The organism is Leucobacter chinensis (assembly GCF_019049105.1).
Taxonomy (GTDB): domain Bacteria; phylum Actinomycetota; class Actinomycetes; order Actinomycetales; family Microbacteriaceae; genus Leucobacter_A; species Leucobacter_A chinensis.
Window position 1 is genome coordinate 50,542 of record NZ_JAHQZR010000007.1, and the last position, 15,151, is coordinate 65,692.

A 15,151-nucleotide genomic window follows, 5' to 3' on the forward strand; every position below is an offset into this window, starting at 1 on the left:
AGACAGCATAGCGGTGTGCCGGGCAACTCTCAAGCGTTTGGCGGCCAGGCCACTGCTACGCTATTCATCTGATGAACTCGTACCGGCAGCCTGACTGGGCCTCGTGCGCACAGCACCCGACGGCCATTCGCGAACCGTACCTCATGGGTACCGGGGTCGTGATGGGCGACGATCTTGGCCCGGGCCGCCTCGTCTCGCCGCCGCACAGCCACCCCGAAGCGATGCTTGCGTGGTGCTATCGCGGCACCGTGTGGGTGTACCTCGAGAGCACGATGTGGCGCCTCTCACCGGGGCAGGGGGTGTGGGTGCCGCCACGCACGCCGCACACCGCGCGCCACGAGCGCGACGCCGTTGGCTGCTACACCTATGTGCCGGGTGAGGCTCTCGCCGATCGCGTCGACGAGGTGCGGCGGGTGGTGGTGCCGCGTGCCGTGCAAGAGATGCTGTTGCACCTGTCGATTCACGACATGCCAACTGATCTCAGGGTGCGGGCGCAGCAGGTGCTCATTGACATGCTTGAAGATCCCGAACTGAGCCGCGAAGACGGGGCTCTCGAGGTGCCTCTGCCTGCCGACGAGCGGGTGAGGGCCCTCGTTGAAGCGGTGCTTGAGCGGCCGGGCGATCCGCGCACGGCGCAGGAGCTCTTTGCGCAGCATGGCCTGCACGAGCGCACGGTGCTGCGGGTATTTACGAGCGAGGTGGGCATGAGCTTCGGGCAGTGGCGCACGGGGGTGCGCATGACGAGCGCTGCGAGACTCATCGTGGGCGGCACCCCGGTTGGCATTGCTGGGCAGATGAGCGGCTACGAGACGACGAGCGCCTTTTCGGCGGCTTTCAAGGGGTATTTCGGGTCGACGCCGAGGCAATTCGCGCTGCGGGCGCGCGCCGATTCTGCTCAGCAGGGGTACTGGCGTTCGTTCGGTTGAGCGGCATGACCGTTTTGCAATAGAAGTTGTCTGCTCGGGAACACACGGGAGCGTGCTTACGGCCTAGCATCGATACGTTAGGTAAGGCTTGCCTAATGAAGATCGCATGAATGCGATGGTTTCGTCTGTTCTGAAGGAGAACTATGCTGCACGCCCCCGCGCGTCGACCGCTGCGTCGAGTCACCGCGCTTGCTGCCCTCATGACCACGACCGCCCTGCTGTTGACCGGCTGCGGCGCGAGCACAGAAGCGAAACCGGCCGCAGAAGAGCCGACCACCGGCGTCGTTATCGAGCACGCACACGGGTCAACGAATATCGTCGAAAAGCCCAAGCGCATCGTGGCGCTCGGCTGGATGAGCCCCGACGTTGTTGCGGCCCTCGGCGAGAACCCGGTCGGTATTGAAGAGGTGTGGGGCGCTGGCGAGAGCGGCTACCAGCCCTGGTTCGAAGAGTTCGTCACCGAAGAATACGGTGAGACGCCTGAGGTGATTCCCTACGCTGATGAGGGCCCGAACTACGAGGCCATTAAAGAGCTGAAGCCAGACCTTATTCTGAGCCTGTACTCGGGCATTACCGACGTTGAGTACGAGCGCCTGAGCGAGATCGCCCCGACCGTTCCCTACATCGAGGGGCCCTGGAACCCGGGCACCTGGCAAGACATGACCCGCACCATCGGTAAGGCAATGTGGCAGGACGAGAAGGCTGAAGAGCTCATCGGCGAGACCGAAGAACTCATCGAGACGCTCGCCGACGAGCACCCCGAGTTCGACGACAAGACCTTCGTGTGGGGGGTCGCCCTCAACGAGGGTGCAACCGACCTTGGCGTCTACCTCGATTACGACCCCCGTGTGCGCATCACTGAAGAACTCGGCTTCAAGTCGACCCCGGCGATGAAGTCGTTTTTCGAAACCGCCGAGGGTGACAACTGGTACACGGGCGTAAGCCTCGAAAACCTCGACGAGGTCGAAGCCGATCTCTTTGCGGCCTGGGCAGGAAGCAAAGACGAGGGTGAGTACACCGTGAACAACAAGATCGTTGCTCGGTGGCAGCCGATCGCCGCGAAGTCGTACGTCATTTACGGTGATGAAGCTGAGGCCTCGGCCTTGAGCGCGCCCACGGTGCTCTCGCTGCAGGCGATGCTGCCCAAGTACGTCGATGATCTTGCGGACGCCCTCGAGGGCAAGCCGACGATTTCTGGCAAGTGAAATCGCGCATCATCGGATTGATCGTCGCGGCGGCCGTTCTGGTCGCCGCGACGATCGCGTCGTTGGCGGTGGGCAGTAAAGCGATTGACCCGGCCACCGTCATCGAAGCCCTGTTCCACTACGACGAGACAAACCCCGCCCACCTCACGGTGCACGAGCTTCGACTGCCGCGCACCGTTCTTGGCGTTCTCGTGGGTGCCGCGCTCGCGATGTGCGGCGGTCTCATTCAGGCGTTTACGCGCAACCCGCTCGCTGACCCTGGCATTCTGGGCGTCAACGCGGGCGCCTCGCTCTCGGTCACCTTTGCCGTTGGCGTGCTCGGCCTCACCGCGCCTGGGGCGTACGTGCCCTTCGCGCTCTTTGGTGCCTTCGCCCTCACGGTGCTCGTGTACGTGCTCGGTTCGGTGGGTCCGGCCGGCGCGACCCCGGCCAAACTGACCCTCGCTGGCGTGGCCTTGGGTGCCGCCTGCACTGGCTTCACCACGGCAATCGTGTTGCAAAACCACAGCACCCTGCAGGTCATGCGGTTCTGGTCGGTCGGTTCGATCGGCGGCCGCAGCATGGATCAGCTGCAGTGGGCGCTGCCCCTCATCGTCGCGGGCCTCGTCATCGGCATGGCCTGTGCGAGGTCGCTCAACGCGCTTGCGCTCGGCGATGACCTCGCACAGTCGCTCGGCACGCGCATTCGCGTCACTCGCGTCATGGTCATCATCGCCGTGACGCTGCTCGCGGGTACGAGCGTTGCGGCGGCAGGCCCCATCGCCTTCATCGGCATCATGGTGCCGCACGCGGTGCGTTGGTTCACCGGCCCCGACCAGCGCTGGGTGCTGAGCATCTCGATGCTCGTGGGCCCGAGCTTCTTGCTCATCGCCGACATTCTTGGTCGCATCGTACTGCCGAACGGCGAGCTACGCGTCGGCATCGTCACCGGCCTCTTGGGCGCTCCTGTGCTCATCGCCCTCGTACGCAGAAAGCGGGTGAGCACCCTATGAGGTTGCACCAATCAGCGGTGAACGTTGGGAGAAAACAGACGTGGATCGACGGTGGCCGGGTATCAGGCCGAGTCACCACGCGCTCGATCATCGTGAGTCTCGTACTCGTCGTCATCACCCTCGCAGCGGGGCTCTTCTCGATGACGATTGGCTCGTACTCGCTCGACTTCGCGACCGTTCTCGACGCGCTCTTCAACCCTGCTGCCGACCCCGATGCCCGGCAGGTCGTGTTCGAGTGGCGCCTGCCGCGCGTGCTCTTCGCGGTGTTGTGCGGAGCTGCGCTCGCACTCTCTGGCGGCATCTTCCAGTCGCTCACGCGAAACCCGCTCGGCTCGCCAGACATCATTGGCTTTGGCGTTGGTGCGCAGTTCGGCGTCACGCTGACGCTGCTCGTGTTCGGGCTCAACACCTATCTCTTCAAGGCCGCTGGCGCGCTCGTGGGCGGCATGCTGACCGCCTTGCTCGTGTACGTGCTTGCCGCGAAGCGCACCTCGTCGTCGTTCAGGCTCATTATCGTGGGCATCGGTGTCTCGGCTGGCCTCGGCTCGTTGAGCTCGTGGATTCTCATTTCGGTGAGCGTCGAGCAGGCGATGATGGTCGCGACCTGGGGAGCGGGATCGCTCGCCTCTCTCGGCTTTGACCAGTTGCTGCCCGCGGCGGTCGTGTTCGTGATCGTGGTTGCCGCCTCGATGCCACTCGCTCGCACGCTTCCGGTGCTCGAGATGGGCGACGACGCGGCAATGGAGCTCGGCATGAGACCCGGGCGAACGCGGCTCACGGCCATGATCTTGGGCGTCGCCCTCATGGCGCTCGTGACCGCGGCGGCAGGGCCCATCTCGTTCATCGCGCTCGCGGCCCCGCAGATTTCGCAGCGGCTCACCCGCTCGAATACCCCCATGGGGCTCGCGCCAGTTATGCTGACCGGTGCGGCGCTCGTGGTGGTCTCTGACGCGGTGGCGCAGCTGCTTGCCGTGCCCGTTGGCGTCGTGACGGTTTCTGTTGGCGGGCTGTACCTTGCGTGGCTGCTCGCGACCCAGTATCGGAGCAGGGCATGATGCGCACAGCAACCTCTGACCACGCAACCGGCTCACGGCAGGCCGAACGAAAGGAAACCCCAATGACCGCCTCACTGCTCGCTCGTGATGTGACGCTCGGCTACGGTGACAAGAACATCATTGAGGGGCTTTCTCTCGAGGTTCCCGACCACTCGTTCACGATCATTATCGGGCCCAACGCCTGCGGCAAATCGACGCTGCTGCGCGGCTTCTCACGGCTGTTGAAGCCGGCTGAGGGAGCCGTGCTGCTCGACGGCAAGACCCTGCACTCGCAGAGCCCGAAGGTGGTCGCGCGGCGGCTCGGGCTCCTGCCGCAGTCATCGATAGCCCCCGATGGCATTACCGTGGGTGACCTCGTTGGTCGCGGCCGTTTTCCGCACCAGAGCGCGCTTCGCACGTGGAGCAAGCAAGACGAGAAAGCGGTGATCGAGGCGCTTGAAGCGACCAACACAACCGATCTCTCGCATCGCCTCGTCGACGAGCTCTCGGGCGGCCAGCGGCAGCGAGTGTGGGTCGCGATGGCTCTCGCGCAGCAGACCGAACACCTCCTGCTCGACGAGCCGACGACCTTTCTCGACATCGCGCACCAGATCGACCTGCTCGAACTCTTCGCAGAGCTGCACCGAGGGGGAACGACCGTCGTCGCCGTGCTCCACGATCTGAACCACGCGGCGCGCTACGCAACCCACCTCGTCGCGATGCGCGATGGTGCGATCGTTGCCCAGGGTGATCCGCGAGAGGTCATTACCGAAGAACTCGTTGAAGCGGTCTATGACCTGCCCTGCAAGGTCATCACCGACCCGGTTTCGGGTGCGCCCCTCGTGCTGCCGCTCGGAAAGAGTCATTCGTGACCGTCACTCCCGGCTCTCTTTTTCGCGCGGCGCTCACGGGTGAGGGGCGGGGGTTCGCGCTCACCGGTGCCACGGTGCTGCTCATGGTGCACGCGCTCGCAGAGGCCGCGATTCCCGTGCTCATCGGTGTCGTCGTCGACCGTGCGATCATGCCGGGTGACACCGCTGCGCTCTTCACGTGGCTGGGCGCTCTGCTCGGCGTCTTCATCGTGCTCACCGCCTCGTACCAGAGCGCCTCGCGCCTCATGGTGACGGTGTACGGCAGGGGCGAGCAGACGCTCAGGCATCGAGCCCTGCAGCAGGTTCTGCGCCCGCGGCTCACTGCCACGCGGCTCACGGCAGGCGAGGCACTCACCTACGTGACGTCTGATACCTACCGCGTGGCCGGCGTCGCGTGGTCGGTCGCGCAGCAGAGCGCAGCGGTCGCCGCCATTGTGGCCTCGGCGCTCGCGATGCTCGTCATTTCGCCAGCGGCAACGATCGTGGTGTTCGCCTCGACACTCCTCATGATGCTCGTGATGCGCTTTGTGTCGCGGCCGCTCGAGCGTCGCGGCATGGCCGAGCAGCACGAAGCGACCGGTGCTGGCGCCGTCGCCGCAGACTTCATGACCGGCTTCAGAGTGCTCGTGGGCATGAACGCGAGGGACGAGGCCGTGAAGCGCTACGTCACCGCGAGCGACCGCTCGCGCGTTGCCGGCACCGCTGCCGGACGCGCCATCGCTGGTGCCGGTGCCGTGAGCGAGAGCCTCGCGGCACTCACCACAGCGGGGCTCGCGGGAATGTCTGCCTGGTTCGCTTCGGCCGGCCAGATCAGTATCGGCGAGCTCGTCACAGTGCTCGGGCTCGCGCAGTTTGTGAGCGGTTACCTCGCCTACGCAGGGTCGTTCCCGGCAAACTGGGCCCACAAACTTGCCTCGGCGAAGCGCCTCGCGGGTCTCATGAACACCCCCGACCTCATCGAGCAACCCGCATCGCCAAGAGAGCAGCAACTGCACTCGGCGGCCGTCATGACCTTTCGCAACGGTGACGAGCGCATTGAACTTTTCAGTGGCGAGCACCTCGGCATTCGGCCCCGCACGACCGCCGAGGCCCGCGAGGCCTCACGCGTTCTCGGGCTGCGCGCCCCCGTCGGGCCGGGCGACCTCACGATTGCCGTGGGCGATGGTGCGGTCGAGGGGCGTCACGTCGACGCGCGAGACCTCGAACCCGGCGAATACCGCAGCCGCGTGGTCTCGATGCCACACCGACACATGATCATGAGCGGATCACTGCGCGAGGCCGTCACCGGTTCATTCGCAGCCGCGCACGAGCCAGAGCCCCGCGAGCCAGACGCCGCGATCATCGACGCGGCTCATCTCGCCGAAGTCGTGCCAGAACTCGGCGGCTGGGAGGCTCCCGTCGGTGAGGCGGGCCGCAAACTCTCGGGCGGCCAGCGGCAGCGCATTGGCCTCGCGCGGGGGCTGCACGAACGCGCCCGTGTGCTCGTAGTTGACGAACCAACCTCGGCGGTCGACGCCGTGACCGAGACCGAAATCGCGGCGAAGCTTCGCGAACGGCAAGACACGCTCGTCGTCATCTCATCGTCTGAGACGATGCTCGCCGCCTGCGACCGGGTCATAGAGTGGCGCGGGGCGGGCAGCGACAGTAGCGAGACCGGGCAGGAGGCCGCAAACCATGGCTGAGCATCAGCTTCCGATCGCCACTGGCGCCGAGGTGCGAGGCGTGCTTCGCGCGCTGCTACGCGACCACCGCGCGAGAACCACGGGCGTCTGCATCCTCTTTCTCAGCGCGGCCGTGCTCGGCCTCACCCTGCCGCTCAGCCTCGGCAAGATCGTCGACGCGGTCGTCGAGCAGGCCGGCCCGCTCATCGTTGGCGGGTGGGTGGCGGCCGCGGCGGCTGGCACCATCGCCGCCGCAATGCTCGGGCTCTGGGGCAACCGGGTGCTCGTCTCTCTCGTGCAAGATATTCTCGCGAAGCTTCGCGAAGAGGTCTTTGCCTCGGCCATGCGCTTGCCGGTCGCGACGATTGACGACGGCGAGAGCGCCGACCTCGTGTCGCGTGTAACCGGCGACGTCGAGGCGGTCGCCGAGGCCGGCGGCGACGTCGTGCCAGAACTGCTCGCGGCCTGCTTCGCGATCGCGGTCTCACTCGTGTCGCTCGCCGCGATCGACCTCAGGCTCGCACTCGCGGGCCTCGTCTGTGTGCCAAGCTACGCGATCGGCACGAGGCTCTTCCTGCGCCGCTCACGGGTCGTCTTTCGCGAGGTGCGGCTTCGCGAGGCCCATCGCAGCCAGGCGGTGCTTGAGGTGGTCGAGGGGCGCGAAACCCTCACCGCCCTGAACGAAGAAGAAGGCGCGCTCGATCGCGTTGCCACTCGGGCAGAGGCGTCGATCCGCATGCAAATCGAGGGAACCCGCGTGCGCAACCGCCTCTTCCTCTCGATTCACGGTGGCGAGGCGCTCGGCATGATCGCGCTGCTCGCCGCAGGTGCGATGCTGAGCGGGGCGGGCGCACTCACGGTGGGCATGGTCACTACGGCGGCCCTCGTATTTCACCGCCTCTTTGGCCCCATCGGCCAACTTATTTTCAGTCTCGACGACGTGCAGCGGGCGACCATTGGCCTCGCGCGGCTCGTCGGCGTGATCGTGACCGCGCGAGAGGGAGACGCCGAGCGCGATGCCTCGCGCGGCGCCGATCAGCCGCGCTCAGGCAGCGATTTGGCCCCCGCGATAGAGCTGCGCGATGTGAGCTTCAGCTACCCGCGCACGGGCCGCGGGGTACGTGACGTGAGTCTTCGCATCGACCCTGCAACCACCACCGCCTTCGTTGGAGCCTCCGGCTCGGGTAAGAGCACCGTGGCCAAGCTCATCGCCGGCCAATACGCGCCAGATTCGGGCAGCGTCGAGATCGAGGGTGGCGTGCTGCCATACACAATCTCGCAAGAGCTGCACTGGTTCAGGGGCGGAATCGCCGAGAACCTGCGACTTGCCGCGCCCGAGGCGAGTGACGCGACGCTCGTGGCTGCGCTGGAGGCCGTCGGGGCTGAGTGGGCGCTCGACCGCTCCAGATCTGAGCAGCGCGCGGCCTCTATCGCCGAGAGCGACGAGGTGCCCGACGAAGGCCGCATTCAGCAGCTCGCTATCGCGCGGGCGCTCATTGCCGACCCGAGCGTTGTCATTCTCGACGAGCCAACCGCCGACGTCGGGCTGCAGTACCGCGACGACGTCGAGGCCGCGATTGCCCGGCTGCGCGTGGGGCGCACGGCCGTGTTCATCGCGCACCGGCTCGCCCCCGTCATCGATGCGAGTAGCATCGCCGTGTTTGAAAACGGGCGCATGGTGCAGCTCGCCCCGCACGAAACCCTCGTCGCCGACGAGGCTGGCCCATACCGAGGCCTGTGGATCGCCCAGCGAGACGCCGACGTGCTTCCCATCGGCATGCCCGGCGGGCTGCCCTCCCGAGCCCCGGCTAAAGCTGCCCTAGACCAAGGAGGAACCCCGTGACCATTTTTCGAGCCGTGGTGACAAAGACCAGCCAGCTGAGCGCCTCACTCGTGCGCGTGACGCTCGGAGGCGAGGGCGTCGCCGAGTTTGTCTCGACCGGGATTCCTGACGAATACGTGCGCGTGTTCTTTCCGCACGGCGATGATCCGCACGATATCTCGCTGCCGGTGCCTGATGGCGACTGGTGGAGCACGCCCGGCGGGCAGCCGGAGGCCCCCATGCGCACCTACACGATCAGCGGAGTGAACCCTGAGCAGGGCGAGCTCGACATCGACTTTGTCGTGCACGAGGCTGGCGTCGCGGGGCCGTGGGCGAGGGCTGCTCAGCCCGGCCATGTCATCGGATTCAACGCTCCGACCGGACTCTACTCGCCGCCCGCCGAGACCACGTGGCAGCTACTTGCCGCCGACCTCACCGCGGTGCCCGCCGCGTTGCGCATCGCTGCAGGCTCCACCGGGCTGCACACCCGTCTCGTCATCGAGATCCCGGGCGAGGCCGACCGCTTCGACCCCGAGCTTCCCGAAAACGTCGAGGTGACCTGGGTCATCGGCGGAAACGGCACCGGCCCGAGCCGCCTCGGCGAGATCGTGCGCAGCGCGGTGGGCGCCACCCAGACGCTTGACGGCGGCTACATTTGGGTGGCCGGCGAAACTGCGGCGCTGCGCGACGTGCGCAAGTACCTGCGCCGCGAGCTCGGCCTCGAGGCCTCGCGCTACAAGGTCATTGGCTACTGGACGCCGGTCGCCGACTGGGACGAGAAGTACGCGGCGCTGCCCGAGGCCGTGAAGCGCGAGCTCGCTCAGATCTGGGAGGCGGCGGGAGCTGGCGCTGGCGCTGGCGCTGAGTCGGGTACTGAGTCGGGTGCTGACGCGGGTGCTGACCCTAACTCGGGAGCTGACGCTGGCTCGGGTGAGGGTGCTGGTACCGGCTCGGGCGAGGGCGCTGACGCTGGCTCGAGCGCTGGCTCGGGCGTGCTCGATGACGAAGAGGTGCAGATTCGGTACGAGTCGCGGCTGGCGCAGCTGGGGCTGTGACGCGGGGCGCTCCCGCGGTGCCGGCTCTTCCCGAGATCGGCTTGGCCGATCCACTTGACGGAAAGCAGGGTGTTTGAGGAGAAATACCCTGCTTTCCGTCAAGTAGACGCAAGGGACGCTTTCGCGAGGGGGTTCGCGCAGCCGCCAGGAGAGCCGAGTGGCCGCCGCGACGACGCGCGCGGCGCTTCACTTGTCACAAAGCAGGGTGTTTGCCGCGAAATACCCTGCTTTTCGTCAAGTAGACGCGAAAAGTGCGTGCACGAAGTCCGCAGGCACCCGAAGCTCGCAGACCCCGAGGCCCGCAGGCACCCGAAGCTCGCAGCCCCCGAGGCCCGCAGGCCCCCGACACCCGCAGCCGCGAAACCCCAAGGGCAGCCGCCCATGCACCCCCGTCCCGGAGCGGCGGCGGGCCTAGCGCTATCGGCGATCGCGGGCGGCGAAGGTCGCGATCGCGATGATGGTGGCGAGCACGGCAATGGCTCCGGCGAAGATGAGCCCGGCGGGGCGCAGGCCGATGGCGTTCGTGAGGAATCCCACGCCGATGGCGGGCACCGCGAGCATCGTGTAGAGGCCCGCGAAGAATGACGATGACACCTCGCCGCGCTGATGAGGTTCGACCTGCTCGACGGTGGTGGCGATGCCCGCGTTCAAGCACACGCCGGCCGAGACGCCGAGTACGACCGCCGAGATGAGCAGCGGCGTGAGCGTGACGCCGGCCAGTGCCCAGGCGAGAAAGGCGCTCGCCACGGTGAGTCCCGCGCTCGCGACCGGCAGCGCCCGCTGTGGGGTGACGCGCTTGGCAATGAGCTGGCCCGCCGCCATGCTGGCGAACGCGAGAAATACGACGCCGCCCGCGAGGGAGCGGCTGTCGAGCATGAGCTCGCGGGTGAGGAAGAGCGCCGAGACGGCGGTGAGCACGCCACACACGGCGAAACCGGCCCCCGCGGCGAGTACCCCGCGAGTGAACGCCCCCTTGATGTGTGCTGGGACGCTGAGGCGGTGCGGCTTCACTGTGAAGCGGCCGATGCGTTCGGGCGCGGGGGTGAAGGCGAACAGGCCCGCGAGGGCAACCGCACTGAGGGCGAGGTGTGCGATGAAGGGGGCGACGAGCGGCATCGCGATCGTGTCGGCGAGCACCCCGGCAAAGAGGGTGCCGAGGGCGAGGCCGCCGGTGTTGACGGTGATCGCGAGGGCTCCGGCGGTGCCGCGTTTCTCGGGCGCGAAGAGGTCCATGAGCGCGGCGGTTCCGGCGCCGCTCATGAGGCCGGCGCCGAGACCTGAGACGACCCTGGCGATGATGAGCGTTTCGAGCCTGGGCGGCAGGAGAAAGAGTAGGGCGCTGATGAGGGCGAAGGTGACGGCGGCGGCGAGCACGGGGCGGCGGCCGAGTTCGTCTGAGAGTCTGCCGAAGAGCAGCAGCGTGACGACGACGCCGATCGCGTAGACGGCGAAGAGTGCGGTGACCGTGAGCGGTGTGAAGTCGAGCTGCTCAGCGTAGAGGGCATAGAGGGGCGTAGGCAGGGTGGTGCCCATCATCGTGATGAGAAAAGCGAAGGCGGTGGCGATGACGGCCCACCGTTGCGTGCGATTCGCAGGCGTCGGTGCTGCGATATTCATGGGATCTCCTAGATTCAAGTCATGGTGTCTCGAAATCGTAACACATTGCGAGTCACTGTGTCTCGATTTGCTGAGAGTGACCCGATATACCCACGATTTTCGGCGGATCACTGCCGCTCACCCTGTCTCGAAACTGCTAGGGTGATGGCATGGTTGCACCCCCGAAGTCTCCCGGCAGGCCCCGAAGCGAAGACGCCAGGCTGGCAATTTTGCAGGCGGTCGACGGCATGCTCGTCGAAGAGGGATATGCCGCGATGACCATGAAGGGCATCGCCGAGCGTGCCGGGGTCGGGCGGCAGACGGTGTACCGGTGGTGGTCGTCAAAGGCCGAGATTCTGCTCGAGGCCTGCACGCACGACGCGATCGATGAGCTCACGGTTCCCGCGGCCGAGAGCGCCGCAGCCGAGGTCGCCGCATTTCTCGGGGCGCTCGCCGCTTTTCTGACAGGCTCTGACGCTGGGCTCGCCTACCGGGCTCTGCTCGGCGAGGCGCAGCACGATGAAGCGGTCGCGAAATTGCTGCGCGAGGCCGACATTCTTGGGGGAGCGGCCGCGCGCACGATCCGCCGGGTTCAATCGCACGGGGCCCTTGCGGGCGAGGGCGACCTTCGGGGTCTCGTCGCCGAGCTCGTTGGGCCGCTCGCGTTTCGCGTGCTCGCGGGCGACGCGGCCGGCATCGAGGGCGAGCTCGAGGGCATGGCCGAGCGTTTTCTCGCGAGGTGATGCTTAGCGCTCGCTCGCGTTCGAGCGCGGCGGGCTTAGCGCGTAGCGGGCCGTGGCCCAGACTGGCCAACCCACGAACCAGACGGCGGTGATGAGCCACACCCGGCCAATCCATCCGTCGAGCTCGGCGGTGCGCGAGGCGTCGCCCACGAGCAGGATGATGCCGCCGAGCACCGCGGTTGCGATGGCGGCGCACAGGAGCATCTTGAGCCACTGTTGCCACTCGTAGCGCAGGTTCGCGAGGCCTTCCTTTGGTGGTTTTACGGGCGCGGATCCGCCGGCAAAGCGATGGGCGAATGAAGCGTCGACCCTCGCGATAATCTGGTGGCCGAAGGCGACCGTGAACCCGAGGTATAGGGCTCCGAGCCCGTGCGCGAAGTCGGCGGTGGCACCGTTTGCGAGTAGGTCCCAGGCGATGAAGCTGAGGAGCAGCACGTCGAGCACCGGAACGCCCAAGAGCAGTACGGTCGAGAGGGTGCGCAGGCGCAGCAGATAGCGCGCGGCGAGACCGAGGCCGAGCATGACCCAGAAGCCGATCTCGCACGCGAGAATACCGATCACAATGAGGTTCATGTCACCCAGTGTGGGGCTCCGGGCGAGCGAGCACATCGTGCGACCGAACGGTCTCACCTCGTTCGATCGAATGAGTGGGGCCGTGGCTCGGGTGCGGCACACTAGAGACATGGTGAAAGAGTGGTTGGTGGCGCTTGGGGCAAACCAGGCGAGGCGCGACGCTCTCGTCGCGGCGCTGTGGTTCGCGCTCGGGCTTGTGCTGCTACAGTTCGGCGCCTACCCGCTCTGGGGCGATGTCGCGCTCTGGCAGACGACCGGCGGTGCCTTCGTCTTCACGCTCGTCGCGATGGCGCTCGTCGCGACGGTGCGGTCAAGGCATCCGTTCGTTGCCCTCGGCCTCGGGGTGCCGATCATCGCCGTCGACCTCGGGTATGGCGGGAGCCTTGGCGTCGTGATCGTGGGCACCGACCTCGTGTATGCCGTGATGAAGTACGGTAGCGACCGGGCGGTTCGACGTGCCCTCATAGGCGCCGGGGCACTCGCGGTCGCCTGTGCAGTCTGGCTCATTGTGGTGCCGTTTGGTGGCGGAGCGATTCCCGTCATCATGGTGCAGGCCTGGCTCATCCTGCTCATCTCTGGCGCCTGGGGGTGGAACGTGCGCAGCGAGCGCAAGCGAACCGAAGCGAGGCTCGCCGAACTGCACGAGCGCGAGCACCGCGAGCTCCAGCGACGCGTCGCTCACGACCTGCACGATCTCGTGGCTAACCAGATCGCGGTCGCGGGGCTGCACATCGAGGCGGCAAAGCTTATCGCCTCGGCCCAGGAGCCCGTTGACGCGCGCATCGTCACGAGCCTTGATCATGCGAAGCACGGGGCTGATCAGGCACACCAGAGGCTGCGAGAGCTCATCGCGGTGCTGAGCGAGGTTGATGGAGCGGGGCAGGGCAGCACACTCGATATCGATCGAGAGATTGAGCAGTTGCGACACCTGCTGCCGGGCGGCCGTCAGCTCGCGTGGCAGCCTGGCGCGCGCGAGGCCCTGATGCGTGCCTGTGAGTCACTCCCCGAGGCCGGCGCGATGGTGCTGCTGCGGGTTATGCGGGAGCTTGTCGCGAATGCCGCAAAACACGGTCGCGGCGACGTGCTCGTGTGCGCTGGCGATGACGGCACCCTGAACCTGCGGGTGGTGAACGAGGTCTCGGGCGACACGGTGAACGCCCCCGGGAACGGTCTGGGGCTCGCCGGCGCGAGGATCTTGCTCGCGAACATCGGTGGCGAACTCGTCGCCGATGAGCGGCCTGGCGAGCCGGAGCGGCATAATGGGCTTGACGGGCCCGTGTGGTGCGCAGAGCTTCTGATCGCCGAGGCCGGGTAGGGGAGGTCGCGTGATATTACCCGTACGTGTGGTGCTCGCCGACGACCACGTTGCCGTGCGCAGCGGGGTCGCAGCGATTCTCGGGACCGACCCCGGCATTGAGGTGGTTGCTGAAGCCGAGAACGGTTTTGACGCGCTCGCCGCCTGTGTCGCTCACGACCCTGACGTTGCCCTCATCGATCTCAGGATGCCCGGAACCGACGGAATCTGGGCCACCCAACGTATCACGCGCGAAACCCGTACCCGCGTGATCGTGCTCACGACCTACGATACCGACGAGCTCATTGGCGAGGCGTTCGCGTCGGGCGCCCACGGCTACCTGCTGAAGAGCACGAGCGGGGCAGAGCTCATTCAGTCGGTTCATCACGTCGCCGCCGATCGTCACGTCGTCGACCCCGCGATCGCGGGTGGGGTCATCAAGACATTCGCGGCGGATCGCGCGAGCCAGCGCACCCCGGTGCCGCCCGGCCCGCTCGAACTCGGGCAGCTCACCCCGCGCGAGCGTGAGGTGTTGCGGCTCGTGGTGACCGGGGCGAGTAATCAGGCCATTGCCGATGAGCTTCGCGTGAGCGTGACGACGGTGAAAACGCACGTCGGGGCGCTGTATGCGAAGACGGGGGCTCAATCACGCGTAGAGCTCGCGCGGCTCGGCTCAGGTGCCGACTCGCGCTAGTCAGCGCTGTTGAACTCGACCCACTCGTTCCAGGTAAGGGGGTTGCCGCGCACCGCTTCGGGGTGCTTCGCGCTGTGTTTGAGGCCGATGAGGTAGTGGTCGAGCTGGCGTAGGCCGAGTTCGACGACCCGTTCGCGCTCGGCGGGAATCGAGGGGCGAAGGTGGGTGATCGCGAGCATGAGCTCGCCCGCGTTGTAGTCGTTTGGAACGAGGTCCCGCTGCCGGTCGAGGTCAATGAGGGCTTCGAGTGCCTGCCGCAGCTCCTCGGCCGCGGCGTCGACGCTCGGGTCTCGAAGCACGTGCTTGCCGAAGGTGGTGGCGAGGGGACTGGCGGCCTCGGCGAGGTGGCGTTGCATGAAGCCCTGCACCGCGAAGTCGCCCGGTTCGGCGGCGATACGGCGCGCGATGTCGATGACGTGGTGGAGTGCCCGAAGGCGTAGCTCGAGGGTGAGCTGGTCTTTGCTCTGGTAGCGGCGGTAGATGCTCGCGACGCCGACTCCCGCGCGTTCGGCAATGGCCGACATGGGGGCGTTGAAGCCCTGCTCGACGAACACCTCGCGGGCGGCGTTCAGTACGGCGTCATCGTTGCTGCGCGCCTCGGCGGCCCTGCCGCGAAGGGTCGCGGCAGGAGTCTCGGCCTGCGGCTGCCCGTTTTCAGCAAAAGAAGTCATGACAACAGGATAG

Annotated in this window: 14 protein-coding genes; 11 read left to right on the forward strand and 3 right to left on the reverse strand. The window is 66.8% G+C overall.

Annotated features, from left to right (window positions below; all coding sequences use genetic code 11):
• Window positions 1-71: 71 nt before the first annotated feature.
• The 8 genes from KTJ78_RS09355 (at window position 72) to KTJ78_RS09390 (ending at window position 9,567) form a co-directional block, all read left to right on the forward strand.
• Complete coding sequence (locus KTJ78_RS09355) at window positions 72-926, forward strand: helix-turn-helix domain-containing protein (RefSeq protein ID WP_217134978.1); 855 nt, start codon at window positions 72-74, stop codon at window positions 924-926.
• Between the two features lie 143 nt (window positions 927-1,069).
• Window positions 1,070-2,131, forward strand: a complete 1,062-nt coding sequence (locus KTJ78_RS09360) for an iron-siderophore ABC transporter substrate-binding protein (RefSeq protein ID WP_217134981.1) — start codon at window positions 1,070-1,072, stop codon at window positions 2,129-2,131.
• A complete protein-coding gene (locus KTJ78_RS09365) occupies window positions 2,128-3,123 on the forward strand; it encodes a FecCD family ABC transporter permease (RefSeq protein WP_217134983.1) in 996 nt (331 codons plus the stop codon). Before KTJ78_RS09360 ends, KTJ78_RS09365 begins: the two co-directional genes overlap by 4 nt.
• A 17-nt stretch (window positions 3,124-3,140) precedes the next feature.
• The gene (locus tag KTJ78_RS09370) at window positions 3,141-4,178 is read left to right on the forward strand and encodes a FecCD family ABC transporter permease (RefSeq protein ID WP_369808055.1); all 1,038 of its coding nucleotides are present in this window, start codon (window positions 3,141-3,143) and stop codon (window positions 4,176-4,178) included.
• A gap of 62 nt (window positions 4,179-4,240) precedes the next feature.
• Window positions 4,241-5,029: an ABC transporter ATP-binding protein gene (locus KTJ78_RS09375; protein ID WP_217135097.1), complete on the forward strand. Its 789-nt coding sequence runs from the start codon at window positions 4,241-4,243 to the stop codon at window positions 5,027-5,029.
• Window positions 5,026-6,711 (forward strand): ABC transporter transmembrane domain-containing protein, encoded by a 1,686-nt coding sequence (locus KTJ78_RS09380; protein ID WP_217134987.1) that lies wholly within the window; start codon window positions 5,026-5,028, stop codon window positions 6,709-6,711. Before KTJ78_RS09375 ends, KTJ78_RS09380 begins: the two co-directional genes overlap by 4 nt.
• Window positions 6,704-8,533, forward strand: a complete 1,830-nt coding sequence (locus tag KTJ78_RS09385) for an ABC transporter ATP-binding protein (RefSeq protein ID WP_217134989.1) — start codon at window positions 6,704-6,706, stop codon at window positions 8,531-8,533. The genes KTJ78_RS09380 and KTJ78_RS09385 overlap by 8 nt, the downstream gene beginning before the upstream one ends.
• Entirely contained in the window at window positions 8,530-9,567 is a 1,038-nt protein-coding gene (locus KTJ78_RS09390) for a siderophore-interacting protein (RefSeq protein WP_369808056.1), read from the forward strand. Before KTJ78_RS09385 ends, KTJ78_RS09390 begins: the two co-directional genes overlap by 4 nt.
• A gap of 417 nt (window positions 9,568-9,984) precedes the next feature.
• Here the strand turns inward: KTJ78_RS09390 and KTJ78_RS09395 are convergent, their stop codons facing one another.
• Window positions 9,985-11,184, reverse strand: a complete 1,200-nt coding sequence (locus KTJ78_RS09395; RefSeq protein WP_217134991.1) for an MFS transporter — start codon at window positions 11,182-11,184, stop codon at window positions 9,985-9,987.
• A gap of 149 nt (window positions 11,185-11,333) precedes the next feature.
• Between KTJ78_RS09395 and KTJ78_RS09400 the strand changes: the two genes are divergently transcribed.
• The gene (locus KTJ78_RS09400; RefSeq protein WP_217134993.1) at window positions 11,334-11,906 is read left to right on the forward strand and encodes a TetR/AcrR family transcriptional regulator; all 573 of its coding nucleotides are present in this window, start codon (window positions 11,334-11,336) and stop codon (window positions 11,904-11,906) included.
• A gap of 3 nt (window positions 11,907-11,909) precedes the next feature.
• Here the strand turns inward: KTJ78_RS09400 and KTJ78_RS09405 are convergent, their stop codons facing one another.
• Complete coding sequence (locus KTJ78_RS09405; protein WP_217134995.1) at window positions 11,910-12,479, reverse strand: hypothetical protein; 570 nt, start codon at window positions 12,477-12,479, stop codon at window positions 11,910-11,912.
• On the opposite strand from KTJ78_RS09405, the gene KTJ78_RS09410 reads away from it, so the two are divergent.
• Window positions 12,478-13,794, forward strand: coding sequence for a sensor histidine kinase (locus tag KTJ78_RS09410; protein WP_217134997.1), 1,317 nt, complete (start codon window positions 12,478-12,480; stop codon window positions 13,792-13,794). The genes KTJ78_RS09405 and KTJ78_RS09410 overlap by 2 nt on opposite strands.
• 10 nt (window positions 13,795-13,804) lie before the next feature.
• Complete coding sequence (locus tag KTJ78_RS13955) at window positions 13,805-14,467, forward strand: response regulator (RefSeq protein WP_217134998.1); 663 nt, start codon at window positions 13,805-13,807, stop codon at window positions 14,465-14,467.
• Here the strand turns inward: KTJ78_RS13955 and KTJ78_RS09420 are convergent.
• Window positions 14,464-15,138 (reverse strand): TetR/AcrR family transcriptional regulator, encoded by a 675-nt coding sequence (locus KTJ78_RS09420; protein WP_217135001.1) that lies wholly within the window; start codon window positions 15,136-15,138, stop codon window positions 14,464-14,466. The two genes, KTJ78_RS13955 and KTJ78_RS09420, sit on opposite strands and share 4 nt — an antisense overlap.
• Window positions 15,139-15,151: the final 13 nt, after the last annotated feature.

Coding starts and splice junctions, on each gene's coding strand:
- KTJ78_RS09355 (WP_217134978.1), top strand. CDS start 72: ATGAACTCGTACCGGCAGCCTGACTGGGCCTCGTGCGCACAGCACCCG.
- KTJ78_RS09360 (WP_217134981.1), top strand. CDS start 1,070: ATGCTGCACGCCCCCGCGCGTCGACCGCTGCGTCGAGTCACCGCGCTT.
- KTJ78_RS09375 (WP_217135097.1), top strand. CDS start 4,241: ATGACCGCCTCACTGCTCGCTCGTGATGTGACGCTCGGCTACGGTGAC.
- KTJ78_RS09385 (WP_217134989.1), top strand. CDS start 6,704: ATGGCTGAGCATCAGCTTCCGATCGCCACTGGCGCCGAGGTGCGAGGC.
- KTJ78_RS09395 (WP_217134991.1), bottom strand. CDS start 11,184: ATGAATATCGCAGCACCGACGCCTGCGAATCGCACGCAACGGTGGGCC.
- KTJ78_RS09400 (WP_217134993.1), top strand. CDS start 11,334: ATGGTTGCACCCCCGAAGTCTCCCGGCAGGCCCCGAAGCGAAGACGCC.
- KTJ78_RS09410 (WP_217134997.1), top strand. CDS start 12,478: ATGTCACCCAGTGTGGGGCTCCGGGCGAGCGAGCACATCGTGCGACCG.
- KTJ78_RS09405 (WP_217134995.1), bottom strand. CDS start 12,479: ATGAACCTCATTGTGATCGGTATTCTCGCGTGCGAGATCGGCTTCTGG.
- KTJ78_RS09420 (WP_217135001.1), bottom strand. CDS start 15,138: ATGACTTCTTTTGCTGAAAACGGGCAGCCGCAGGCCGAGACTCCTGCC.